Annotated in this window: 24 protein-coding genes; 12 read left to right on the forward strand and 12 right to left on the reverse strand. The window is 68.3% G+C overall.

Annotated features, from left to right (window positions below):
- The first annotated feature begins 25 nt into the window (after positions 1-25).
- Positions 26-1,420 carry a CCA tRNA nucleotidyltransferase gene (locus tag VNF71_04050; GenBank protein HVA73717.1) on the forward strand — a complete coding sequence of 465 codons (1,395 nt, stop codon included), beginning with the start codon at positions 26-28 and terminating at the stop codon, positions 1,418-1,420.
- On the opposite strand, the gene VNF71_04055 is transcribed toward VNF71_04050, so the two are convergent.
- Together VNF71_04055 and VNF71_04060 are read right to left on the reverse strand one after the other, a co-directional pair.
- Positions 1,413-2,501, reverse strand: coding sequence for a PilT/PilU family type 4a pilus ATPase (locus VNF71_04055; GenBank protein HVA73718.1), 1,089 nt, complete (start codon positions 2,499-2,501; stop codon positions 1,413-1,415). The genes VNF71_04050 and VNF71_04055 overlap by 8 nt on opposite strands.
- Before the next feature lie 81 nt (positions 2,502-2,582).
- Positions 2,583-3,599: a histone deacetylase gene (locus tag VNF71_04060; protein HVA73719.1), complete on the reverse strand. Its 1,017-nt coding sequence runs from the start codon at positions 3,597-3,599 to the stop codon at positions 2,583-2,585.
- Between the two features lie 51 nt (positions 3,600-3,650).
- Between VNF71_04060 and VNF71_04065 the strand changes: the two genes are divergently transcribed.
- The 4 genes from VNF71_04065 (at position 3,651) to VNF71_04080 (ending at position 9,292) form a co-directional block, all read left to right on the forward strand.
- On the forward strand, positions 3,651-4,376 hold the full coding sequence (locus VNF71_04065) for a GNAT family N-acetyltransferase (protein ID HVA73720.1): 726 nt from the start codon (positions 3,651-3,653) through the stop codon (positions 4,374-4,376).
- On the forward strand, positions 4,373-6,604 hold the full coding sequence (locus VNF71_04070) for a DUF6049 family protein (GenBank protein HVA73721.1): 2,232 nt from the start codon (positions 4,373-4,375) through the stop codon (positions 6,602-6,604). The genes VNF71_04065 and VNF71_04070 overlap by 4 nt, the downstream gene beginning before the upstream one ends.
- A gap of 131 nt (positions 6,605-6,735) precedes the next feature.
- A complete protein-coding gene (locus tag VNF71_04075; GenBank protein HVA73722.1) occupies positions 6,736-7,575 on the forward strand; it encodes a DegV family protein in 840 nt (279 codons plus the stop codon).
- Between the two features lie 73 nt (positions 7,576-7,648).
- Positions 7,649-9,292 carry a protein kinase gene (locus VNF71_04080; GenBank protein HVA73723.1) on the forward strand — a complete coding sequence of 548 codons (1,644 nt, stop codon included), beginning with the start codon at positions 7,649-7,651 and terminating at the stop codon, positions 9,290-9,292.
- Positions 9,293-9,303: 11 nt separating this feature from the next.
- On the opposite strand, the gene VNF71_04085 is transcribed toward VNF71_04080, so the two are convergent.
- Positions 9,304-9,726, reverse strand: coding sequence for a hypothetical protein (locus VNF71_04085; protein ID HVA73724.1), 423 nt, complete (start codon positions 9,724-9,726; stop codon positions 9,304-9,306).
- Positions 9,727-9,823: 97 nt separating this feature from the next.
- Here VNF71_04085 and VNF71_04090 point away from each other — a divergent pair, with 97 nt between their 5' ends.
- From VNF71_04090 to trxA, 3 genes are all read left to right on the forward strand, one after another.
- Entirely contained in the window at positions 9,824-10,174 is a 351-nt protein-coding gene (locus VNF71_04090; protein ID HVA73725.1) for a phage holin family protein, read from the forward strand.
- 34 nt (positions 10,175-10,208) lie between these two features.
- Complete coding sequence (gene trxB, locus VNF71_04095; GenBank protein HVA73726.1) at positions 10,209-11,237, forward strand: thioredoxin-disulfide reductase; 1,029 nt, start codon at positions 10,209-10,211, stop codon at positions 11,235-11,237.
- 262 nt (positions 11,238-11,499) lie between these two features.
- A complete protein-coding gene (gene trxA, locus VNF71_04100) occupies positions 11,500-11,826 on the forward strand; it encodes a thioredoxin (protein ID HVA73727.1) in 327 nt (108 codons plus the stop codon).
- Positions 11,827-11,977: 151 nt separating this feature from the next.
- On the opposite strand, the gene VNF71_04105 is transcribed toward trxA, so the two are convergent.
- The 7 genes from VNF71_04105 to rpmH form a co-directional block, all read right to left on the reverse strand.
- Positions 11,978-12,853: a ParB/RepB/Spo0J family partition protein gene (locus VNF71_04105; GenBank protein HVA73728.1), complete on the reverse strand. Its 876-nt coding sequence runs from the start codon at positions 12,851-12,853 to the stop codon at positions 11,978-11,980.
- The gene (locus VNF71_04110; protein ID HVA73729.1) at positions 12,828-14,036 is read right to left on the reverse strand and encodes an AAA family ATPase; all 1,209 of its coding nucleotides are present in this window, start codon (positions 14,034-14,036) and stop codon (positions 12,828-12,830) included. Before VNF71_04110 ends, VNF71_04105 begins: the two co-directional genes overlap by 26 nt.
- Positions 14,037-14,163: 127 nt before the next feature.
- A complete protein-coding gene (locus tag VNF71_04115) occupies positions 14,164-14,802 on the reverse strand; it encodes an RsmG family class I SAM-dependent methyltransferase (protein HVA73730.1) in 639 nt (212 codons plus the stop codon).
- A 21-nt stretch (positions 14,803-14,823) separates the two neighbouring features.
- Positions 14,824-15,933: an RNA-binding cell elongation regulator Jag/EloR gene (jag, locus tag VNF71_04120; protein HVA73731.1), complete on the reverse strand. Its 1,110-nt coding sequence runs from the start codon at positions 15,931-15,933 to the stop codon at positions 14,824-14,826.
- A gap of 7 nt (positions 15,934-15,940) precedes the next feature.
- Positions 15,941-17,293 (reverse strand): membrane protein insertase YidC, encoded by a 1,353-nt coding sequence (gene yidC / locus VNF71_04125; GenBank protein HVA73732.1) that lies wholly within the window; start codon positions 17,291-17,293, stop codon positions 15,941-15,943.
- On the reverse strand, positions 17,290-17,607 hold the full coding sequence (gene yidD / locus VNF71_04130) for a membrane protein insertion efficiency factor YidD (GenBank protein ID HVA73733.1): 318 nt from the start codon (positions 17,605-17,607) through the stop codon (positions 17,290-17,292). Before yidD ends, yidC begins: the two co-directional genes overlap by 4 nt.
- Positions 17,608-17,929: 322 nt before the next feature.
- Positions 17,930-18,064 (reverse strand): 50S ribosomal protein L34, encoded by a 135-nt coding sequence (gene rpmH, locus VNF71_04135; protein ID HVA73734.1) that lies wholly within the window; start codon positions 18,062-18,064, stop codon positions 17,930-17,932.
- Positions 18,065-18,272: 208 nt separating this feature from the next.
- Here rpmH and VNF71_04140 point away from each other — a divergent pair, with 208 nt between their 5' ends.
- The 3 genes from VNF71_04140 (at position 18,273) to VNF71_04150 (ending at position 21,297) form a co-directional block, all read left to right on the forward strand.
- A complete protein-coding gene (locus tag VNF71_04140; GenBank protein HVA73735.1) occupies positions 18,273-19,253 on the forward strand; it encodes a mechanosensitive ion channel family protein in 981 nt (326 codons plus the stop codon).
- Between the two features lie 92 nt (positions 19,254-19,345).
- Positions 19,346-19,981, forward strand: a complete 636-nt coding sequence (locus tag VNF71_04145; GenBank protein ID HVA73736.1) for a peroxiredoxin — start codon at positions 19,346-19,348, stop codon at positions 19,979-19,981.
- A 125-nt stretch (positions 19,982-20,106) separates the two neighbouring features.
- The gene (locus VNF71_04150) at positions 20,107-21,297 is read left to right on the forward strand and encodes a thiolase family protein (GenBank protein ID HVA73737.1); all 1,191 of its coding nucleotides are present in this window, start codon (positions 20,107-20,109) and stop codon (positions 21,295-21,297) included.
- 106 nt (positions 21,298-21,403) lie between these two features.
- Here VNF71_04150 and VNF71_04155 read toward each other — a convergent pair whose 3' ends face one another.
- Entirely contained in the window at positions 21,404-21,736 is a 333-nt protein-coding gene (locus VNF71_04155; protein ID HVA73738.1) for a cell division protein CrgA, read from the reverse strand.
- 32 nt (positions 21,737-21,768) lie between these two features.
- Here VNF71_04155 and VNF71_04160 point away from each other — a divergent pair, with 32 nt between their 5' ends.
- Entirely contained in the window at positions 21,769-22,404 is a 636-nt protein-coding gene (locus VNF71_04160) for an aminodeoxychorismate/anthranilate synthase component II (GenBank protein HVA73739.1), read from the forward strand.
- Here VNF71_04160 and VNF71_04165 read toward each other — a convergent pair.
- A complete protein-coding gene (locus VNF71_04165; protein ID HVA73740.1) occupies positions 22,401-24,440 on the reverse strand; it encodes a PASTA domain-containing protein in 2,040 nt (679 codons plus the stop codon). The genes VNF71_04160 and VNF71_04165 overlap by 4 nt on opposite strands.
- Between the last annotated feature and the right edge of the window lie 15 nt (positions 24,441-24,455).

The following is a 24,455-nucleotide window of genomic DNA, read 5'->3' on the forward strand; positions in this document are numbered from 1 at the left end:
CGACCTACCGGTACGCTGGCTCGCCGTGATCCCGGACAGGCTGCAGCCGCTCGTCGATGAGACCCGTGAGATCGCGGCGCGCTTCGATGGCGCCGGTCACCGGCTCTACCTGGTCGGCGGGATCGTCCGTGACGCCGTTCTCGGCAGGTTGCACGACGGCGGTGACCTGGATTTCACGACCGACGCTCGTCCCGAGGAAACCGAGGCGGTAGTCGCAGGCTGGGCCGACGCCGTGTGGACCCAAGGGAAGCGCTTCGGCACGATCGGCTTGCGGGCGGGTGGCCGCAACATGGAGATCACGACCCACCGGGCCGAGGCATACAGCAGCGACAGCCGAAAACCTTCGGTCGTGTTCGCCGATGCCGTCGAGGCGGACCTTTCACGGCGCGATTTCACCGTCAACGCCATGGCCCTGTCCCTGCCCGACCTCAAGCTGATCGACCCGTTCGACGGGGTCCGGGACCTCGCCTCCGGCCGTCTCCGCACGCCTCTGTCACCCGAGGAGTCCTTCACGGACGACCCGCTGCGGATGCTTCGCGCCGCGAGGTTCATCGCCGGTTACGGATTGGCCCCGGACCCGGCGCTGGTCGAAGCGGTCATCACGATGCGTTCGAGGCTGGACATCGTCTCCGACGAACGGGTCCGAGACGAGCTAGACAAGCTCATGGTCGTCGAGAAACCCGGCGAGGGCCTGTGGTTCTTGGTGCACACCGGCCTGGCCGAGGAATTCCTACCGGAACTGCCTTCGCTTGCACTCGAACAGGACCCCATCCACCGCCACAAGGATGTCCTCGCTCACACCATCGCGGTCGTGGACAACACCTCACCCGACCGACTTCTGCGTCTGGCGGCGCTGTTCCACGATGTGGGCAAGCCGAAGACCCGGTCTTTTGGTCCCAGGGGAACCGTCACCTTCCACCACCACGAGGTCGTCGGAGCGCGCATGACACGCGACCGGATGAGGGTGTTGCGGTATTCGGCCGAGGACGTCGAGACGGTGACCCGCCTCGTCGAACTGCACCTGCGATTCCATACCTACCGCATGGGGTGGACCGACAGCGCGGTGAGACGCTACGTGCGCGACGCCGGCCCGCTGCTCGATCAGCTCAACGAGCTCACTCGCTGCGACTGCACCACCCGCAACCCGGTCAAGGCGAAGGCGCTGGCACGGCGCATGGACGAGCTCGAGGAGCGCATCGCGGTGCTACGGACCCAAGAGGAGCTGAAGGCGATCCGGCCCGACCTCGACGGCAACGCGGTCATGGCGCGCCTTGGCATCCGGCCAGGCCCGGAAGTCGGTGAGGCCCTGGGGTTCTTGCTCGAGCTCCGGCTGGAAGAAGGGCCGCTCGGCGAGGAGGAGGCGGGGCGCCGGCTCGACGCCTGGTGGGCGCAGCGCCAGAGCGGCGCCGGCGCTACATAGTCTCCAGCAGCCCCGCCGCCTGCAAAGCAACGCGCAGGTCGTGCGGGTTGGTGGCCGCGGCCAGCGCGGCCCGCAGCGTGACCTCGCCGCTCTTGAAGAGCCCGAACAGGCTCTGGTCGAATGTCTGCATCCCGTGGTACTCGCCGTCCGCGATCAGCTCTTCGATCGTCTCGCCGCCGGCGCCCTTCGGGTCGATGATGCGGTCGGCGATGCGCCCGGTGACCACCATCGCCTCGACGGCGGGCACCCGGCCCTCACCCGAGGAGTGAGGCACCAGCCGCTGGCTGATCACGCCGCGCAGGACGCCGGCGATGGTCAAGCGGACCTGGTGCTGCTGGAACGGCGGGAAGAAGTCGACGATCCGGTTGATCGTCTCGGTCGCGTTGGTCGTGTGCAATGTGGACAGGACCAGGTGTCCCGTCTCAGCCGCCATCAACGCCGCGGAGACGGTCTCGACGTCGCGCATTTCACCGATGAGGATCACATCGGGGTCCTGGCGCAGCACCCGGCGCATCGCCTGCGCGTAGTCGCGGGTGTCGGTGCCGATCTCGCGCTGGCAGACCACCGAGCGCTTGTCGGGGTGCAGGATCTCGATCGGGTCCTCGATGGTGATCACGTTCGCCGAGCGCGTCTGGTTGATGTGGTCGATCATCGCCGCAAGGGTCGTGGTCTTGCCGGAACCCGTGGGCCCGGTGACCAGCACCATCCCGCGAGGCTCCTCGGCCAGCCGGGTCACGATCGGCGGCAGACCCAGATCCAGCACGGACATCGCCTGTGGCAGCACCCGACGGAGCACCATCGCGGCGCTCCCCCGCTGGCGGAAGGCGTTGCCCCTGAACCTGCCCATGCCCTCGACCGAGACCGAGAAATCTGCCTCCCCAGTGCGGTGGAACTCCTCGATCCGGTCGACGGGCATGATCACGCGCAGGCATTCCTCCACCTCGGTCCGCTCGATGGGAGGGAACGGGGTGGGGCGCAGGTCGCCGTTGACCCGCACCCGCGGCGGAGAGCCGCCCTTTACGTGAAGGTCGGACCCACCAACCTCGATCACATGGGTGAGCACGGCCTGCAAATCCAGCATCAGTCGGCTATCGGGATTGCCGGACCCCGGGTTAAGAGTGAAAAATACCGCCCGCCGCGCTACCGGCGTCTTTTTCCCTTTTCAACGCCCTTCGACGTGGATGCTCCGGGCTGCCTCCACGACGCCGCGGCCGGGGCCACCGGAGGTCACGCCCTCTGGGTGCACGCGTTCACCGGCCAGCGCCGCCACGCACGCCTCCGTGGACGCGGCGAGGGCTGCGAGGTCGTAGCCGCCCTCGAGGACCGCCACCCGGCGGCCCGCCGGCGCCAGGGAGCACAGCCGGGACGTCAACTCCGAGAAGTCGCCCGACGTGAGCCCGAGGTCGGTCAACGGGTCGTCGCGGTGCCCGTCGAAGCCTGCCGAGATGATCAACCAGGTGGAGGCGAACCTCTCCGCCACCGGGAACACCACCTCGTCCAGTGCGGCCAGGTACACATCGCCCGTAGCCCCGGGGGGGACCGGGATGTTCACCGTCGCCCCCAGGCCGTTGCCGGAGCCTCTCTCGGCGACCCGGCCCGTTCCCGGGTACAGCGGTGACTGGTGCAGCGACACGTACAAGACCCTGTCGTCGGAGTAGAAGGCGTCCTGCGTCCCGTTGCCGTGGTGGGCGTCGAAATCCACGATCAGCACCCTCTCCCCGGCATCCGCGAGAGCGGCGGCGGCGATGGCGACGTTGTTGAGCAGGCAGAACCCCATCGCCTGGTCGGGTGTTGCGTGGTGACCAGGGGGCCTCACCGCGACGAACGCGGCATCTGCTTCGCCGGCCCGCAACCGCTGCACGGCGTCGAGGGCACCCCCGGCGGCGGCCAGCGCTGCTTTCCACGATCCGACCGAGGCCGTCGTGTCCGCGTCGATGTGGCCGCCCCCGGCGAGGCAGAACGCCTCTATGGCGTCAACCGTCGCGGGGTCGTGCACCCTGGTGATCTCGTCCCTTGTCGCGTCCCTCGGGGTCACCACGACGGCGGCCTCGGAAGCCAGCGCCACCTCGAGTCCGCGATGAACGGCGGAGAGCCGGCTCGCCCGTTCGGGGTGGGCGCCTCCCGTGTCGTGTTCGGCGCAGGCCGGGTGCATCTCGATCAGTACGGGCACCGGCGCCATCACGCCAGGCTACGACCCTGCGGCCGGTATGGGCAGTAGCGTGGGGGCCCCGTGACAGCAGCGCCTGCCGACGTGATCAGCTGGGGGCGCGAGCGCGCTCGCACGGGTCGTTGGCGCGGCGACGACCACGTGGCCTACCTGACCCCGGTGGCCAACGCACCGCTCCTGTCGGCGGACTTCGTCAAGCGCTGCCTCGGAGCTCTGGCCGACCGCGGCTACGAGCGTGTCGTCACCGCCGCGCTCTCACCACTCGAACAGGCCGGTTTCCTCGCCGCGGGCTTCGACGTCGAACAACGACTCCACCTCCTCACCATCGACCTCGTGCCCCTCCTGCCGCCGGCGCCGCCGGGGCTGCGCCTCCGGCGGGTGCCACGCCGGCGGCGTGGCGAGGTTCTCGAGGTCGACCGCGCGGCCTTCCCTCCTTTCTGGCAGCTCGACGATGCCGGTCTGGTCGACTCGCTGAAGGCGACCCCAGCCGTGCGTTTCCGTATGGCTGTCGCTGACGGGCGGGGCGGGCCTGTCACGGGGTACGCGATCTGCGGCCGGTCGGGGTCCCGGGGCTTCGTGCAGCGCCTCGCCGTCCACCCGGAATACCAGGGCACCGGCACGGGACGCCGGCTCCTTCTCGACGGCCTTCGCTGGCTCGCGTCGCGCGGCGCGACTACCGCGGCGGTCAACACCCAGGAAGGCAACGACGCCGCCCTCTCTCTCTACACATCCACCGGCTTCCGCGAGGAGCCGGTCGGGTTGTCGGTCCTGTCGGCCGGCCTTAGGTGAAGGCGGTCGGGCGAGCGGCAGCGCTGGCGGCGGCGGCGGCAATAGCCTTCGCTGCCGCCGCGCCGATCCCGCCGAGCGCCGCCTCCCCCTCGCAGCCGAGCCTGTCGAGCATCGCGCAGCCGATCGCCGTCGAAGCGCAGTCACCCTGGGTAATGTCCGGCCAGGACTTCCACATGCGCCTCAAGATCACGGCGGCCGACGTGGCGACGGACAAGATCCAGGTGCAGGGCTTCAGCCGCCTGCATACCCGCAGCGACTTCGAGGCGGCAGTCCTGGGCACCGTGCAGGGCGGCTTCCATTACCCGGCAGTGGTCATGCCGCTGAGCCAGCTGCAACCGGACCCCCGGGGTGGCTACGACATCGACATCCCCGTCAACCCGTCGGGTTCCGCGACGCCGCAGGGGCCGGGAACCTTTCCGCCGTTCTCCGCCGTGGGCGACAGCGGGGTGTTCCCGTTACAGGTCGAGTTGTTCACGGCCGCCGGCGTCCCGGAAGGACGGCCACTGACGACCTTCCTTGTCTACGCGTCGGCCCAGGGGTCGCCTACAGGCCTGCCGAAGCTGAACGTCGCGGTCGTGGTACCGGTGCGGTCCCAGCCGTCGGTGGGATCACATGGCGGGATCCAACCAGTGGCAGCCTCCGAATCGTCACGCCTGCAGCAGCTGGTTGGGGTGTTCCAGGCACACCAGGACGTTCCGCTGAGCCTGGCGGTCTCACCACAGACGTTGGACGTGCTGCAGTCCGGCTCACCGACGGACCGCTCGACAGCAGCTTCGCTGGCGCCTCTCGGAAGCTCCGGTGTGGACGAAGTCCTCCCAGACACGTACGCCCGCGTGTCGATGGGAGACCTCATCGGCTCGGGTCTCGGTGGAGAACTGACCGCCCAGTTCAAGGCAGGGTCTTCGGCACTCGAGAAGGTGTTCCGAGCGGCACCGGCGGGTTCGACGTGGGTCTTCGACGGGCCCGTCGACCAGTCGGCGGTCGGGGCGGTGCTCGGGCGGCGGGGCATCACCCACCTGATCATGCCCGACAGCGACCTGACCGCCCTTCCGAACGCCGCTCGCCAGACGACGTTCGCTTTGCCGACCCGCCTCACGGGTGTGAGCAGAGGTACCGGCCCCGAGGTGTACGCGGCGGACACGCAGCTCACATCCGACTTCAACGACTCGGGTGGTCCGGTGCTCGCCGCGGACCGCCTCCTCGCCGAGCTGGCGATGATCCAGACGGAGACACCGGGGATCCGCCGGGGTGTGGCCGTCGTACCACCTCATCGTTGGAACGCGGACCCCGCGTTCGTGAACACGTTGCTCGCCGGGCTGGCAGCTCATCCGCTGTTGCAGGCGGTAACCGCTTCGGGACTCTTCTCGGCCGTGAAGACTGCGGCCGTCGAGCGGGGCCTGGCCGGATCGTCCGGGGGTTCGCAGTCGAACCAGGGTGCAACGGGCCAGGGCCTGGCGCCCCCGAGTGGCGGGCTGGCCCAGGACGCCGTGGACATACGGGATGAGCGCCGGCGGATCCAGGTGTTCCAGGCCGTCCTGGCGTCCGACCAGCAGGCCGCCGCCCAGCTCGCCGACGCGCTGTTGGTAGCGGAGTCGACCGACATCACCGAGGTTCAGCGCAGGGCGATCCTCAACGCCGTGCGCAGCGGGAGCGCCGGCGCGCTGAAACAGGTGACGCTCCCCCGCTCCTCGTCGATCACCTTGACGGCGACGCGGGGCCAGATCCCGCTGACCATCCTCTCGGCTGGCGGCCTGCGCGCCCACGTCGAGCTGCGGCTGAGCAGCCAGCGCCTCATCTTCCGCCCGTTCACCCCGCCCGGTGGAACGTGCCGCGTCCCGACCCCGACCTCTGAGGTGTGCGAGCTGGTCGTCTCCGGGCAGAACACCACGCTGAAAGTCCCGGTCGAGACCCGCTCGTCGGGTGTTTTTCCCCTCGATGTGTCCCTTTGGACTCCCGGCGGCGGGGTGCGGCTCGTGAAGCGGCAGAACACGGTTCGCAGCACAGCCGTCTCGGGAGTCGGCGTGATCCTGATCATCCTTGCGGTTCTCTCGCTGGCGCTGTGGTGGGGCCGCGACCTGCGCCACGGGAGACGTGCGAGGCGCCTGGTCCCCGCCCCCGGCGAGGACGAGCCCGAGCTGCTCGTCGACGACCCGGTGGTGCGGGAGTTCTTCGAGAAGCCTCCACCAGGGTTCGACGGCGGCGGGACCGGAACCGGTCCGCGCGGCTAGGAGACTCGAGCAGCGGAACCTCCCTGTCTTTTCCCTGATCCCGATGTCACCTTTGACACGCCCGGTCGGTCCAACAGGTTCAACCCGTTTCAACCCGGGAACGTCCCGGCCCGCGACCCGGAGGGGGAACAATGCCCGGCATTCGAGTCGTCACCGACACAGCATGTGACTTGCCCGACGAGATCCTCAACGAACTCGGGATCGGGCTCGTATCGCTCAGGATCAGGTTCGGCCCCGAGGAGTTCGTCGACCGCGTGGAGTTGTCGACGAAGGAGTTCTGGGCGCGATGCTCGTCGTTCGACGGGCTTCCCGAGACCTCGGCGCCTTCGCCGGGCCAGTTCAAGGAGGCGTTCGAGGCGATGGCGGCGGGTGGTGCCTCCGGCGTGGTCTGCGTGAACCTTTCCTCGAAGATGTCCGCGACGATCCAGGCGGCGCGCCAGGCGGCTCAGGAGATCGCTGGGTCGTTGCCGGTGCGGGTGGTGGACTCCGAGAGCGTCTCGCTCGGTCAGGGACTCGTCGCGATCGAGGCCGCGCGGAAGGCGGCCGCCGGCGCTTCGATCGACGAGGTGGCCGCGGCGGCAGAATCGGCTGTCGGCGGTATGAAGTTGTACGGCGCCATCGACACACTCGAGAACCTGAAGAAGGGCGGCCGGATCGGTGGCGCGCAGGCTCTTCTCGGGTCGCTGCTCTCGATCAAGCCGGTTATACAGGTGCTCGACGGCGAGGTGCAGCCCGAGTCGAAGCAGCGCACTCGCGGCAAGGCTTTGCGATATCTCGCTGACAAGGCGCGCGACGCGGGGACCGTGTCGAGCATCGCTGCGTTCGGCGCCGACGCTCCCGACATGGACGAGTTCCTCGAGATGCTGCGGGTGGCCCGGCCCTCGGACAAGATCCTCGTTGGTGACGTTGGGCCGGTCATCGGCACCCACTCCGGACCCGGCGCGATCGGCGTCGCCTGGATCAACGCCTGACAGCGGGCGATCCAGTTCGCGTCCACCTGCCCGCCTGCAGGAGGGTTGCACCGCGGAGGTAGCCTGAGATCCCGTGCCCGGCACCGACCCAACCCACCCGATCACGGCGGGCCGAACGCTCGGCGGGAGGTACAGGCTCGCCTCGATGATCGCCCGCGGCGGGATGGCGGAGGTCTGGGAGGCGCACGACGAGGTGCTGAGCCGGCCGGTCGCGGTGAAGGTATTGCAGGCTCACCTGTCGACCGACGGCGTCTTCCTCGAGCGATTCAGGAGGGAGGCGGTCACCGCGGCGCGCCTTGCACACCCGTGCGTGGTGGCGACCTACGACACCGGCGTCGACGCCGGCACGCCCTACATCGTGATGGAGCTGGTGCGCGGGGAGACGCTGCGCCAGAGGCTCAGCAGTCGCGGCGCTCTCGAGCCGGCAACCGCGTTCTTCATCGCGCGCCAGGTAGCCGACGCGTTGTCGGCCGCGCACAAGGCCGGGTTGGTGCACAGGGACATCAAGCCGGCGAACATCCTCCTCGTCGACGACGGTTGGGGTGGGTTGCGGGTCAAGGTCACCGACTTCGGTATCGCCAAGGCGAGCCAGGGTCTCGGCGCCGACCTGACCAGGACAGGGACCGTGCTGGGGACGCCGAAGTACCTCAGCCCCGAACAGATACGCGGGATCGAGCCGGATGCTCGAGCCGATTTGTACTCGCTCGGAGTGGTCCTGTTCGAGATGCTCACCGGCGAGCCGCCTTACACCGGCGCCACCGACATGGCCACGGCGCTCGCCCACCTCAACGACCACGTCCCCAAGCTCTCCACCCGCACCAAAGGCCTCCCGCCCGCGGTTGAGCGCCTCAACGACGACCTCCTCGCCAAAGAGCCCGTTGACCGGGTCCCCTCGGCTCCTGCGCTGCTTCAGAGGATCGACTCGCTCCCCCCTCTTCCGGCAACTCCGGTCGTCCGGGAAAAGAGCGCCCGGTCGCGCGACCGCGTCGACGCGGCCGCTTCGCACGTCGCGACCCGGGCCGGCACCGCGACCGGATCCGACAACGGCACCGTTGCGATGGATCTGCGCGGCCCCGCGACGGATCCTTACGGCTCCGCCGCGGTGCCGCCACAGCGTGAACCCGGATGGGCGACGAGGCGGCGCGTCGGGACGGTCGTTGGCGCGCTGCTGCTGATCGGCGCTGTGACGGCGGCGGCGCTGCTTTCGGCATCCGGATCCCCCGCTCGAAGACCGGCAGGGTCAGGAGCGAGCACCCCCGTCAAATCGACCATCGCTATCTCCTCCGTCAACGTCTTCATGGTCAACGACCGGCCCCCCGACAACGCCTCCGCCGCCGAGAACATCTTCGACGGCAACACCTCCACCTACTGGCCGACGGACCAGTACCACACCGCTAAGTTCGGCAACCTGTACCCGGGCATCGGGCTTGCGATCCACCTGAGCCAACCCGAGCAGGGGCGATCGCTCGTCGTCACGTCGCCGGGCAGCGGGTGGGCAGCAGAGACGTTCGTGTCCTCGGCACCGGTGGATTCCGGCCAGCCGGTCTCCGCGTGGGGACAGAGCACCGACGCCAAGAGCGACATTCCTGCCGGCAGGGTGACGTTCAAGCTCGGCGACCGGAAGGCCGAGTGGGTGCTGCTCTGGATCACCGACCTCGGTTCGCCGCTGCCCAGCGGAATCTACGAGGGGCGCATATCCGAAGTGGCTATCAGTTAGCCGACGGTTGCTCAGCTGATGGAGCCGCCCGCGGCGGGGTGTTCGGCCGGTGCGGGTTGGGCCGGAGCTGGTTGGGCTGCTGCCGTGCGTCCGGCCGCTGCAGGTCGCCAGTTCCCGAGCGCCGCCCACACGATCGGCCAGGCGAGACCGATTGTCATCTCGGCCCACGCCGCAGAGGGAAGCGGCTCGAGGCCCCACGTGGTCGAAATGCCCACCCCCCATGCCAGGCAAGCGCACGAGAGCGGACCGGTCGCAAACCACAGCGCGCGTTGATGCCGCCCGGCGATCGCGGCCATAGCCGTGCCGATCAGCGCCGGCACGATGACGCACGCCAGCCAAGGGATCGCACCTGTGAGCGGGTACTCGCCGAGGGTCACCGCGGCGAGGCAGGCGATGAGGCAGCCGGCGAGCACCGCGGCGATCAGGCGTGTCACGCGGCGAGGGTAACCCGGCGGTGCCGGCGATCGGCGGCGCGACGTCCGAACTGTGCCGGCGTGCGAGGTCCGGGACCGGGCTGGCTAGGCTCGTTTTATGCCAGATCACTCGCCGGGTTCGCCGCCGCACTCAGCCGGTACCACGGGCAAGGACTGGCCAGACGAGATCGCCGACCGTATCGAGTCGGTGGTCCTCGTGGTCAGGAGCAAGACCACCGTGCCGGTCACGAGGGCGGCCCGGGGGCTCGTGTTCGGCCTTGTCGCCGGGGTGCTCGGCGCCGTCGCGTTCCTCTTGTTAGTCATAGGGATCGTACGGCTTCTCGACGTCTACCTCCCGTGGCATCCCCTCGCCCGGCGTGTCTGGACGGTGGACGCCGGGGCCGCTGCAATATTCCTGGGCGCTGGGGCGTTCGCGTGGCGGAGGAGGAGACCCCGGCAGCAGGCCTGAGGTTCCGCCGTTTCGGCCCACCCGAGGAGCATCCATGACAGAGACAGGAACCAAGCCCGCCGCGTCGGAGGCGGGCGCAGGGCGCGTCGCTCAGCCGACCGCCCCGGTTCGCGACGTGATCATCATCGGGTCGGGGCCCGCAGGCCTGACGGCTGCCATCTACGCGGCGCGGGCCAACCTCAACCCCCTGGTCATCGAGGGTGAGCCGTCCTCTACGAGTGACCAGCCGGGTGGCCAGCTGATGCTCACCACCGACATCGAGAACTTCCCCGGTTTCATCGAAGGCCTGGCCGGCCCGGAGCTGATGGCGAACATGCGCGCTCAGGCGGCCAGGTTCGGTGCTGACTACCTGACCACCAAGGTCAGCCGCGTGGACTTGTCGGAGAGGCCCTTCCGGGTCTGGGCTCCCGATCCCTCGACCGGCTCGGAGACGGAGTACCGCTCCCGGGCGGTGATCGTTTCCACCGGAGCGAGGTCCCTGATGCTCGGCCTGGAGTCGGAGCAGCGCCTACTCAGCCGCGGCGTGTCGACCTGTGCGACCTGCGACGGGTTCTTCTTCCGGGGCCAGGACATCGCGGTGGTCGGCGGCGGGGACTCTGCGCTCGAGGAGGCGATCTTCCTCACCAAGTTCGGCGAGACGGTGACCGTGATCCACCGGCGCAAGGAGCTCCGGGCCTCCAAGATCATGCAGGACCGGGCCTTCAAGAACCCGAAGATCAAGTTCCTTTGGGACTCCGTCGTGACCGAAATCGCCGGCGAGACCAAGGTGGAGGGGCTGCAGCTTCGCAACACCGTGACCCAGGAGGAGTCATTCCTGCCGGTGAGCGGCCTCTTCGTAGCGATCGGCCACGTGCCCAACACCGATGTGTTCAACGGCCAGCTCGACATGGACGAATCCGGCTACCTGGTCACCCGTGACGGTTCCACGGCGACCAACGTCGAGGGGGTCTTCGCCAGCGGCGACGTCCAGGACCACGTGTACCGCCAGGCGATCACGGCGGCCGGGACCGGGTGCATGGCGGCGATCGACGCCGAGCGTTGGCTGGAGGCCCACCCCGCCTGACCTCTGTTCGGCCCGTGCGCGCCTCGTGGGTTCGCCTGCCGGCTCCGGCCTCGAACTTGGCATCATATGATATTTTGGTCTCTAACAGTGTTGTTTAGTACATGTTCCGCGTCCCAATGCCAACTCATGTTCTAAGTTCGAATAGCCACCGCCGGCAGATTCACTGGCGGTTTGCGCAAGTCGCGGAATGGACAGTCCGTATGGGGCGTTGGATCATCTGAGCCGGCCGGAAGTCCCAGCCGCAGGAGGAAGGCGAATCACAGTGGCGCATCAGGAGCTAACCCTCACCGACCAGACATTCGATGAGGAGATCAAGTCCGCTACCGAGCCGGTACTGGTCGACTTCTGGGCCGAGTGGTGCGGCCCCTGCAAGATGGTGGCGCCGATCCTGGCCGAGATCGCGGAGGATCAGGCCGGCAAGCTTCAGGTCGCGAAGGTCAATATCGACGAGAACCTCGAGTTGGCCCGCCGCTTCGAGGTGATGAGCATCCCTACCATGATCTTGTTCAAGGATGGCGAGCCCCAGGCTCGGATAGTCGGCGCCAAGGGTAAGGGTCAGCTTCTCCAGGAACTTAACCCCTACATTTGACCTGGTCAGCGGGCTGTAGCCAGCCCGCTCGCCGGATGTCCACACCTTTAACCACAGCTTGTGGAAGAGGTATACAGCCCCGAAGCCTCAGCTGCGACTCGAGGTTTCGGGGCTTCTACGCGACGCGGGTGGGCTCGCCGGAGCTGCAGTTTCAGCTGCGGCCCTCCGTCATCGCCCGGTAGATCCGCTCGAGATCCTCGAGGGTGGCGAACTCGATCACCACGCGGCCCCTCTTGGCGCCCAGGTTGACGTTCACCCGGGTGTCCAGGTGGCTCGACAGGAGCTCCTCGAGCTCGAGGATCCCCGGAGGCCTGAGCTTCGACTGTTTCTTGGCCCGCTCCGAGGCGGCCGGCGCCCCTAGCTCGTTGCGTTCCCGGACTGCATCCTCTACGGCACGCACGGACAGCTGCTCTGCCACCGCACGTCGCGCGAGCGCTTCTTGAAACGATCTGTCCGGCGTCCCGAGCAACGCCCTCGCGTGACCCGCGCTCAGCTGCCCCTCGCCCACCAGTTTCTGGACCGATGGCGGCAGCTGGAACAGCCTCAAGGTATTCGTGATAGCCGCCCGGCTCTTGCCTACCCGGATCGACAGCTGCTCGTGGGTGAGCCCGAAGTCCTCTATCAGCTGCTGGTATGCGCCGGCCTCCTCGAGCGGGTTGAGGTCCTGGCGGTGGAGGTTCTCGATCAGTGCCGCCTCCACGCTGTGCATGTCGGTGACGTCCCGCACTATCGCCGGTATCACCTGTAGCCCGGCACGCTTGGCCGCTCTCCAGCGCCTCTCCCCCGCGATCAGCTCGAATGCATCCTCCCCGACGGCCCTGACCAGGACCGGCTGGAGGACCCCGACCTCCCTGACCGAAGCGGTTAGAGCGGCGAGGGATTCCTCCTCGAAATTCGACCGTGGCTGGTTGGCGTTCGGCCGGATCGACGAAACCGGGACCTCCAGCAGCGCGGAGCCCTTCTCCCCCGAGATCTCGGTCGGGATCAGCGCTCCCAGCCCCCTACCTAACCCGCTGCGGCGCGCCACCACTCACCTCCTTGGCCAACTCCCTGTAGGCGATCGACCCTCGTGACGACGAGTCGAAGACGATGATCGGCTGCCCGAAGGACGGTGCTTCCGACAGCCGGACCGTCCTCGGCACCACGTTGCGGCACACTATGTCCCCGAAGTGCTGGCGCACCTCGTCGACCACCTGCTCCGCCAGGCGGGTTCGGGCGTCGTACATGGTGAGCACGATCGTGCTGACCTCCAGCTCAGGGTTGAGGTTCGCTTGCACGAGCGACACGTTGCGAAGGAGCTGACCGAGCCCTTCCAGAGCGTAGTACTCGCACTGGATAGGCACGACGACCTCACCGGCGGCCGCCAGACCGTTGACAGTCAGCAGGCCGAGCGATGGCGGGCAGTCGATGAGGACGAAGTCGAAGTCCTGCGAGACATTCTCCAGCGCCCGGCGCAGGCGAAGCTCGCGGCTGAAAACCGGAACGAGCTCTATTTCGGCGCCGGCGAGGTCGATCGTCGCCGGCACCACGAACAGGTTGCGCAGGTTGGTCGGCTCGATGACGTCCTCGATAGGGACGTCGTGCAGGATCACGTCGTAGATGGATGAGTCGAGGTTGCGACCGTTGATGCCGAGCCCCGTCGTGGCATTGCCCTGGGGGTCGAGGTCCACTACGAGCACGCGGTAGCCCAGCTCCGCAAGGGCAGCTCCCAGGTTGACAGCCGTGGTGGTCTTGCCGACCCCGCCCTTTTGGTTGGCGATCGCCAGGCGGCGGGGGAGTTGGTGGCTGCGGGGGCCGGGGTGCTCCCACTGGTCGACCCCCTGCGGCTCAGCATCCGGCTGGGCGCCGGCGGTGGCTTCGGCCCCCTCCGAGGGCTCTTCCGCCGAGCTTTCGGTGATGCTTCCGTCGGGCGTTGTGATGTCGACCGTCCCAGGGTCCTCTCCGGAACGCGCCGCTTCGCCACCAGAGGCCTCTTCCGACGTCTCGGCGCCGACCTGCGGCTCGTCACCGAGCGAGCCGTCCTCCCCATGGCCGCCGACGCTCGGCTCGGCTAGCTCGGCGGTGGTCGAAGCCTCGTCCACCTGGGTCTCGGCAGGAGGGGATCCGGGGTCTCGTGCCGCCTCTTGCCCTCCGTCATCACCGCCCACGACGGAACGCAGGCGCTCGAAAATCGAGTCGGCCCGCGCTCGAAGATCGTCCGACTCGCTCACGTCGCCCATCCTTGATGATGGCGCCACCGATTTCAAGCACCCTCGAGTACTCGTTGAGATGCCCGGCACGTTTCACGTGAAACGCGGGATCCCGACCAACGTCGTTTCACGTGAAACCTCAACGATCTCACCACAGTGGACGCTTGGCGGGTATGCCTACCCTTCTCGGAAATCTCTTGGGACACAATTCGTTCTGGACGAGGACCTGGCAGGCGGTGGGGGAGTCGACGGCGGGGCCTGCCACCATGCCTAGCTCTGCCAGTCCTGGGGCATCCCATCGGGAAGGTTCGCCCCCTGGCGGTTCGGCGACGACCATCACTCCGCCGCTGCGCAGAAACGGCGAGCCGCATTCTGCTGTGACGGCTGGCCCGGCGAAGCCGCGGGCCACAACCAGATCGAAGGCTCCCCTGAGATCATCCGAGCGGGCTGCGGTCTCCGCCCTTTCGGCCACCACGGACACACGGTCCGCTAGGCCCAACTCACCGACGACGTCTCGGAGAAACGACGAGCGCTTGAGGCTGCCGTCGAGCAGGATCCACCGTGATGATGGCCACCGCAGAGCGAGAGGCAACCCCGGCACGCCGCCGCCGCTGCCCAGGTCGAGAGCCCGGGACGGGCGGAAACCCCCTGCCCGGCCCAGATCGAGAGCCCTCGTGACGTGTTCGTCGACCGGGCCTGGACCGAGGAAGCCGAGTTCTTTCGCCTTTGCCAGCACGCCCCGCAGCTGAGCCAGCACGGCCTGGTCCGGCGGGTCAAGCGATGTCACACCAGGAGCAGCCGGCGAGCTCTACTCCGAGGGGATGACGACGACCCGACGCCTGGGCTCCTCGCCCTCGGAGATCGTCTCCACGCCGTCGATTTCGGTGATCGCGTCGTGGACCACCTTGCGGTCGGCTGCGCTCATAGGCTCGAGCACGGTCCGCTGACCGTTCTGCTTGACCTTCGCGGCTACGTCGCGGGCGAAGTTCGCGAGAGCCTCGCTGCGCTTCTGGCGGTACCCGCCGATGTCGACATGGATCCGACCGTTGGTGGCACCTGTCTTGTGCTGCACGACGGTCCTGGTGAGGTCCTGGACGGCGAGAAGGGTAGCCCCCTTCTGCCCGATCAGCAGGCCCAGGTCGCTCCCGGCCAACGCGAGATCGAGGTTGTCCTCCTCTCTCTCGGTGACGGTGATCCGCGAAGTCAACCCGAACTCGGAGATGAGGCCCGAGAGGAAGTCCTCGGCGATGCGCCCTTGCTCCTGCAGAGGTACTTCCACTTCCGTACCGTCCCTTCTCTGGTTGTTTTCGAATTCGGACTCGTCACGTGCTTTGGCAGGCCGAGATCGGCCGGCCGCTGCCGGTTCACTTCCGCGGGCCGGGCCCTCACCACCGGAGCTGCCGCCCTCGCCACCGCCTCCAGCCGCATCGCCGCCAGTGCCCGTGCCCGGCCGCCGGCGCCGCCTCCGCCGCGAACTGGACCCCGACGATGCACCGCCACCGTCTCCGCCAGCCGCGCCGCCGGCGACACCTCCGGCGCTCTCCTCGCCGGCGCCGGCCGGCGCAGTGGTCCTTGACCTACCAGTCGAGTCCCCGGCTGCAGAAGCCGCAGGCTGCGCCCGCCCAGCAGATCCCGCCTGCCTCGTGGCCCCCGCCCGCTGACCACCGGCAGCCTCGCCGGCCCCACTGCCGGCGGACTTCGCCCGCCGGCGCCGGTCTCGCCGATCTTCTTTCGCGCGCGGCGCGGTGGGCTTCACGCGAGCTCTAACGCGCGCCTCGCCTCGCATACGTCCGAAAAGACCGGCCCTCGGCTGCTCCAGAACCTCGAACTCGGCATCGATCTCGTCCACCCCGAGTTGGTCCAGGGCTGCTTCCCTGGCCTCCTCGAGGGTTCTCCCGGTCGTCTCGACCCACTCCATGAACCCTCTACCTTCCGCGGCGCTTACGGTTCTTGCGTCCTCCAGAGGGACGGTTGCCCCCGGGGCGGTTTCCGCCCGCCCGCTGACCGCTGGAGGCGGGGGTGCGGCCGGGGCCGGGCTGACTGTCGTCGCCGCCTCGCGCCCCGCCGGCGCCGCCTGCCCCGTTCGATCCACTAGGACCACCACCGGCCGTGCCGTTGCCGGGAGCGCCACCACGCCCGAGCTCCGGGCGAGCCTTGGCCGATCCGGACCCGCCCGAGCCGGCTGTCCCGCCCGACTTGCGCGCCTCCTGTGCCTTTCGCTGCTGCTCCGCCGCGGAAGCGAGCAGGTCCCGGAACTTCATCCGCCCACCCTGCTGGTCGCCACCGCTACCGGCGCCGCGACCGCCACCGGTCCCGCGACCCGTACCGCCCTCACGGCCACCGGCTTTCCCGGGCGGCGCCCCGCGCGGCGGCGTGTATCCGGGCGAGCGTCGCTTCTGCTCCTCGATCTCGTCGATCTCGTGGGTCATCGCCTCGATCTCTTGCACTTCCGCAGCGACGAGCGCCTTCACCTTGGGGTCGAAGCGGTACATGAGGTCCTGCTGGACGATCCGGCAAACGTTGGACATGCAGTAGTAGAGGATCACTCCGGCGGGGAACTTGATACAGAACACCACGAAAAGCAGCGGAAGGAATTTCATCATCCGCATCTGCGGGTTCTGCTGAGCTGCCGGGTTGCGCGACATGGTCTGGACGGTCTGCATGTATGACGTCCCGGCCATGATCAACAGCAGTATCCAGAACGGGATCGCCGCCGCGAAGCTCGAGTGCGGGCTGAACGCGTTGTGCGAGAGGTCCATCCCGAAGGCGTTGAGGTGCCCGTGGGAGGCGACGATGTCGTGGAACATCCGGGTGCCGCTCGACAGGTACTTCGGGTCGGCGACACCGTTCTTGCCGATATGGCTGAGGCCGTCGATCACCCTGAACAGGGCGAAGAACACCGGCATAGGCAGCAGCATCGGCAGGCAGGAGCCGAAGGGGCTGACCTGGTGCTCCCGGAAGAGGTCCATCTGGGCCTGGGCGAAGGCCTGGCGGTCGTTCTTGTGCTGCTCCTGCAGCCTTTTCAGCTGAGGCTGCAGCTTCTGCATCGCCAGCATCGACCGGGTGCTCTTCAGGGTGAGCGGGGAGATGAGGATCATCCAGAGCACGCTCAGGATGAGGATCGCGACCCCGTAGTTGGGGATCACGCCGTAGATGTAGGCGAGCAGACCTGCGATCGGCTTGGCGATCGGATCGAGCAGGCTGCCGCTCGACTTGTGCGCCGCCGCGGCCGTGGTCGTGGGGCCGCTGGCGAGCAGCGTGGCGAGGTGGAGGATCACTGTTCTCTTTCGGAAGCTGTCGAGCCGCCGCCTTCAGCCTCCCGAGGACGTTGCGGCGGCTTTTCGGGGACAGGGTCGTAGCCGCTGGGGCCGCCGGGCCGGCAGCGGGCCAGCCGGCGGGCGGCCAGGGACACGCCTTTGGCGACGCCGTGGCTCTCGACCGCCTCGAGCGCGTAGGCGGAGCACGTAGGCGTAAAACGACAAGGAGACACGCGCCCCACCCGTACCAGCTGGTAGCTGCGGATCAGCGCGACCACGGCATTTACCGCTACCGAACGCCTGCCGGCGCCGACGTCGACGCGGGTGGCCGTCACCTGGGCACCGCCTGCAGTTTGCGCAGCGCGGACACGAGTGAATGTCGAAGATCATCGAAACTCATTGAGACCGCGCCAGATCCAGCGCCGACGAGGTACGCGCCGGGGCGCAGGTTCGCGGCGTTTTCGCGGATCAGCACCCGGAGCCTCCGGCGAACACGGTTGCGAACGACGGCCGGCCCGGTCTGCCGCCCGATCCTGTAAGCAACCCGGGGGGGTTCGGCGGGGTCACCGGGAACCCACGATACTGTGAGCGGTCCGCTCCTCTGTCGGCGCGCGCGGCGCAACTCTTCGAAGGTCTCGCGCCGGTCAACCCGCCAGATCAGGCCGACAGGCGGACGCGACCCTTCAGCCGGCGCGCCTTGATTATCGCCCGTCCAGCGCGGGTCGACATGCGGTGGCGGAAGCCGTGCTTCTTCGCCCGCTTTCGGTTGTTGGGTTGAAACGTTCGCTTCACTCATCGCCTCCTCGGTCCCGGCAGCGCTACCAGTCGCCGGTACTCCCGGGCGAAGGGGGTGCGCGTCAGCGCACTCGGCCCGCTGGCACAGCCCACGATGGTACACGGTAAAGGCGACCTACGGAAAAAGACCACGCGTCGTGTGGGGCACGCCCGCGGCCGGGTTCTGCTCCACCAATGGCGCGAACCTCTTTAGTCTTGGCCCGTCATGCTTTCAGTCGTCCAAGCGGCCGCAGCGCACCCCGCCGAGTCGAGCGCGTCCTCCAACGACCGGGGCATCATCCGCCAGATCCTCGTCGACCTCGGTGTGAGCCCCGAGCGGGCCCACACCATGCAGGTCTACCTCATCGGGCCGCTACGCATCCTGCTGATCGTCGTGATCGCGCTCATCCTGGCGCGCCTCGTCACCAGGCTCGCCCGGCGACTCGTCGGCTCGCTTCGGCTCATGTCCCCGCTCTTGCGCGCCACGCCGCGGGGCGAGGACCGCCTCAAGACCCTCGCCAGTGTGTTCGCGTCGGTGTTCAGGGTCGTGATCTGGATCATCGCGGTGTTGACCATCCTCGGGCAACTGAAGATCAACCTCGTGCCGTTTGTCGCGACAGCGACCGTGATCGGCGCCGCGCTCGGCTTCGGCGCGCAAACCCTCGTAAAGGACTTCCTCTCCGGCGTCCTCATCCTCGCCGAGGATCAGTACGGGGTGGGGGACAGCATCGTGGTCGGCTCGGGTCCGAATGCCACGTCGGGAACCGTCGAAGGCGTGAACCTGCGGACCACCCGGGTGCGCGGAGTCGACGGCGTCGTGTGGTACGTGCCCAACGGCGAGATCCGCACCGTAGGCAACAACACCGAGAGCGACAGCCAGGCGATCGTCGACGTGGTCGTCCCGCACGGCACGGACCTTCAGGCTGCCGGGCGGGCCGCGGAGCAGGCGGCGCGGGAGCTAGCGGGCGAGCCTGCATGGAAAGGCGTGTTCGTGGGCGATCCCACGTTCGCGGGGGTGCAGGCGACCGACCACGATGGCGCGACGTTGCGGATCATGGCGTGGACGCAGCCGGGGCAGCACTTCCGGGCATGCCGCCAGTTGAGGCTGCGCATCCTCGAGAGGTTGCGCCAATCCGGGCTTGCGTGGGCCGACGCGGTGCCGGTCCCACCACCGGCCGTTCCGGGTGATAGTCCGGACGAAAGCTGATCTGGCCGGTCGCCTTTTGCGCCGTGGCGCGGTAGGTTGGCCTCGGCGACTTTGAATCAGGACAATCCAAGGCAAGCAACAGGAGGAACCACATGGCGCTGCAATTGGGCGATGAAGCCCCCGACTTCACCGCTGATACCACCGAAGGGACCATCAACTTCCACGAGTGGCTGGGCGACAAGTGGGGAGTCCTCTTCTCGCACCCGAAGGACTTCACTCCGGTCTGCACGACCGAGCTCGGCACCGTCGCCAAACTGAAGGGCGAGTTCGACAAGCGCAATGCGAAGGTCATCGCGGTCAGCGTCGACCCCATCGACTCGCACAAGGGTTGGGTTCCCGACATCAACGAGACCCAGGGCACCACGGTGAACTTCCCGATCATCGCCGACCCGGACCGCAAGGTCGCCGACCTTTACGGCATGATCCATCCCAACGCGTCGGACACCGTCACCGTGCGGTCGGTGTTCATCGTCGGCCCCGACAAGAAGGTCAAGCTCACCCTCACCTACCCGCAGTCCACCGGCCGCAACTTCCAGGAAATCCTGCGCGTGCTGGACTCCCTCCAGTTGACGTCCAAGTACTCGGTGTCCACGCCGGCCGACTGGAAGGACGGCGAGGACGTGATCATCTCCGGCGCCGTCTCCGACGACGAGGCCAAGGAGAAGTTTCCCAAGGGCTGGACCGCACCGCGGCCCTACCTGCGCATCACTCCTCAGCCCAACAAGTAATCAGCACCACCAGCAACTCAGAGTGACGGCGCCGGCGGGATACTGCCGGCGCCGTCGCAATTGTCGGTTACACCCGGCATGGGGATAGCCTTTCCGCTGTAACGGCGCGTGACCAAGGAGATCCGATGCCCTCTGCCGTAATCGTCGATGCAGTGCGCACCCCCGGCGGTAAGCGCCACGGCAAGCTGTCCGGCTGGCACTCAGTCGACCTCGCTGCCGAGACGCTGAAGGCGCTGGCCGCACGCAACGACCTCGACCCCGGGATCGTCGACGACGTGATCCTCGGCTGCGTCATGCAGGTCGGCGCCCAGGCGGTCAACATCGCCCGCAACGTGGTCCTCGCCGCCGGGTACCCGGAGTCGGTCCCGGGCACCACGGTTGACCGCCAGTGCGGCTCTTCGCAGCAGGCGGTTCACTTCGCCGCGCAGGGTGTGATGGCCGGCGCCTACGACGTGGTCATCGCCGGTGGTGTCGAGGTGATGAGCCTCGTGCCTATGGGCGCGAGCATCGGCCAGGGTGTCGGGCTGCCGTTCGGGCCCACGGTGGGCATGCGCTACGCAGAGGTCGGCGGCCTCGTCCCGCAGGGCATCTCGGCGGAGATGATCGCCGAGAAGTGGGGTCTGTCGCGCGAGGACCTCGACCGGTTCAGCGCCCAGAGCCACCAGCGCGCCGCCCGCGCCACCGCCGAGGGCCGCTTCGAGCGTGAGATCCTGCCCGTCGCCACCAAGCACAAGGACAAGGAGACCGGAAAGGTCACCGAGTCCGGCGAGGCGGTGACCGCGGACGAAGGCATTCGCCCCGACACCACCGTCGAGACGCTCGCCAAGCTGAAGCCGTCGTTCAAGCCGGATGGCAAGATCACCGCCGGCAACAGCTCGCAGATCACCGACGGTGCGTCTGCGGTGCTGATCATGAGCGAGGAGAAGGCGTCCTCCCTCGGGCTCACCCCCCGCGCCAGGTTCCACTCGTTCGCCGTCGCGGCCGACGACCCGCAGATCATGCTGACGGCCCCCATCCCCGCCACCTCGAAGGTCCTCGAGCGGGCGAAGCTCGCCATCGACGACATCGACCTGGTCGAGATCAACGAGGCGTTCGCCCCGGTCGTCCTGGCGTGGGAGAAGGAGCACCACCCGGACATGGAACGGGTCAACGTCAACGGCGGCGCCATTGCCCTCGGCCATCCGCTCGGCTGCTCCGGAGCCAAGCTCATGGCAACTCTGCTCAACGAACTCGAGCGCACAGGCGGCCGCTACGGCCTCCAGACCATGTGCGAGGGCGGCGGCATGGCCAACGCCACGATTATCGAGAGGCTCTAGGCATCGAGAGGCTCAGCGCCTCAGCAAGTCGATAGCAGAAAGTAGTCCCCAGCTTTCTCCACAGGCTGGGGACTACTTACATATATGTAACTATTCCGTAACCCGTTCAGTGGTATCTGGTAGCCGCGATGAAACCGGCGACGATCAGGCCCAGGCCCAGCAGCAGGTACCAGTTGTTGGCACCGCCGGGCAGCAGTCCGAGGTAGTTGAGCAGGATGCAGATCAGGCCGAGCCCGAAGAAGGTGAGGATGAGCACCGGCACCCACCACGGGCTCGAGCGGAACTCGCGGGGGATCGGCGCGGTGTAGCGCCCGCCCGCCGGCGTGGTCCGCCCGCTGGCACCCGCCGTCGTGCGCCCGCCGGTACCGGCCGACCCGCGCCTGACGGGGCCTCCCTTGGGTGTGACGCGCCCGGGAGCGTCCTTGGTCTTCCTCGGCATACCTCGACTCTAGGTGGCGGTAGGGTGCCGGCGTGCAGCACGGCGTGGCGCGGATCCTGGTCGTCGACAACTACGACTCGTTCGTCTACAACCTGGTCCAGTACCTCGGCCAGCTGGGAGCCGAGCCGCTCGTGTACCGCAACGACGCCATCGACGCCGCCACCGCCGCCTCGCTCCAGCCGGACGGGCTGCTGGTATCGCCCGGGCCGGGGCGCCCGGAGAGCGCCGGCGCCAGCTGCGAGCTGATCGAGAGCCTGGCATTGGCTGTACCGGTGCTCGGCGTGTGCCTCGGCCACCAGTGCATCGGGGCCGTCTACGGCGCCGAGATCGTCCGCAACCAGGTGATGCACGGCAAGGCTTCCGAGGTGACCCACGACGGCCGTGGGGTCTTCGCCGGCCTTCCCGATCCGCTCACCGCGGCGCGCTACCACTCGCTGGTGGTCGAGCGCGCCACCGTCCCGCCGGCGCTCGAGGTCTCGGCGTGGACCGAGGACGGGGTGGTCATGGGGCTTCGCCATCGCGAGCTGCGCGTCGAGGGGGTCCAGTTCCACCCCGAGTCGATCATCACCGGCGGCGGCCACCGTTTGCTGGCCAACTGGCTCTCCGCGTGCGGCCAGGCGGTCCCGCCCGACGTCGTCGCCGGCGCCGAGGCCTCGATCAGCGCCTAGCCGGGGGGGACCGGCGTCGATGTCGTAGTGGTCGGCAGGGGGCCCTGGTACTGGCCGACGTAGATCGTGACCGCGGAACCCTGGCTTACGGTCTGGCCCGCCTGTGGGTTCTGCTGCTGGACGATCCCGTCCTTGTCCGGGCGCGTAACCGCCACGTCGACGACGTTGGCCTGCAACCCGGCGTTGGTCAGGTCCTGCTGTGCCCGGCTCTGGGTCTCACCGACGACGTTCGGCACCGTGACCTGCTGGGGCCCGCTCGAGACGTACACCGTCACGGTGGATCCCACCGGAACTGTGGCTCCCGCCGGCGGGTCGGTCCGCGTCACGAGGCCCGCCTGGACCGACGAGGACGGTTCGCTCGCCTGCTTGACGTTGAGGCCCAGCTGGCCGAGCGCCTGGCCCGCCTGTCCGGGGGATTGGTTGACGAGTGAGGGGATCTGCACCTGCTGCTTCCCGCTGGAGACGATCAGCTGCACCGCGGCGCCCTTGCCGGCGGTCTGGCCAGCCGGCGGGTTGGTCCCGATCACGATTCCCTGGTCGACGGTGTTCGAGTTTTGCTGCGTGACGTTCACGGTGAATCCCGCCTGCTTCAAGATCGCGGTGGCCTGATCCTGGGTCTTGCCGGCGACATCGGGGATCTGGACCGGCGTCGGGCCGGTGCTGACGAGCAGTACCACGGGCGAGTCGCTCTTCACCGATGTGCCGCCCGGTGGCTGGGTGCCGATGGCGTCACCCGACTGGTATTGGGAGCTCGCCTGGTTCTTCTCGCTCACCTTCGTGAAGCCCATTTGCTGCAGCTCGCTGAGTGCGCTCGACGCCGGCTTGCCGGCGAGGTCCGATGGGACGGTGAGGGTCTTGGCCGAAGCATCCCACCAGCCTTGAGAACGACCGAGGAAGAAGATCCCCACGCCGATCAGCACCAGCACGATCGCGGCGATCGCAGCGTAGGTCCAAGCCCGCCGATCGCCAGGCTCATCGCCCGAGCCCCACCCGCCCGCACCAGGCACGCCGGCGCCGCCGACGGTGGTGACGGGCATGGCCGCCGTGCCTCCGGCGGCGGGCTGGACGCGGGTAGCGCCGGCGGGGTCACCCCCGAATGCCGCACCGCCACCGGCTGCACCGGCTCCTGCGAGCGCCGCTCCCACGAGGCCGCCGGCCGCAGCGGCACCCACGGCGCTGCCGACCCTTGTGATGTCGCTCGCCGCCATCACCGGTTGGCCGTTGGCGAAGCGGATCAGGTCGGCTCGGAGTTCCTCGGCTGTCTGGTAGCGGTTCTCCGGTTGCTTCTCGAGGCACTTCAACACGATCGCCTCGAACGCCGCCGGGATTGCCGGGTTGACGGTGCGCGGCGGTGGCGGCGGCTCCTTCACGTGCTTGTAGGCGATGGACACCGGGCTGTCCCCGGCGAAGGGCGCCCGCCCGGCCACCATCTCGTAGAGCACGACGCCGAGCGAGTACACGTCGCTCCTCGGATCCACTCCGTAGCCCTGCGCCTGCTCGGGTGAGAAATACGTGGCGGTGCCCATCACGGACCCCGTCTGGGTCAGGTCCTCGGAGGTGCCGATCGCGCGTGCGATGCCGAAGTCGGCGACCTTCACCTGGCCGGAGTTGTCGATGAGCACGTTGCCGGGCTTGACGTCCCGGTGGATCACACCGCGGCGGTGCGCGAAGTCCAGCGCGGCCGCCACGTCGGCTCCGATGGCCGCGGCGCGAACCGGGTCGAGCGCGCCGTCGCGAAGCATCGACGAGAGCGTGCGCCCGTCGACATACTCCATGACGATGAAGTAGGTGTTCTCCCCCTGGCCCCAGTCGTAGATCGAGACGATGTGCGGGTGGGTGAGGTTCGCCGCCGCCTTCGCCTCCCGGCGGAACCGCTCGACGAATGCCCTGTCCACAGACAGTTCCGGGAACAGCACCTTCAAAGCGACCGGCCGGTCGAGCAGCAGGTCGCGCGCCAGGTACACCTGGGCCATCCCGCCCCGGGCTATGTGGTTGACCAGCTGGTAGCGGTCGCTGAAAACCTGCTGCTCCTGCATTCGGCTCCTGAGCCT

Source organism: Acidimicrobiales bacterium (genome assembly GCA_035533095.1).
GTDB lineage: Bacteria > Actinomycetota > Acidimicrobiia > Acidimicrobiales > Palsa-688 > DATLUM01.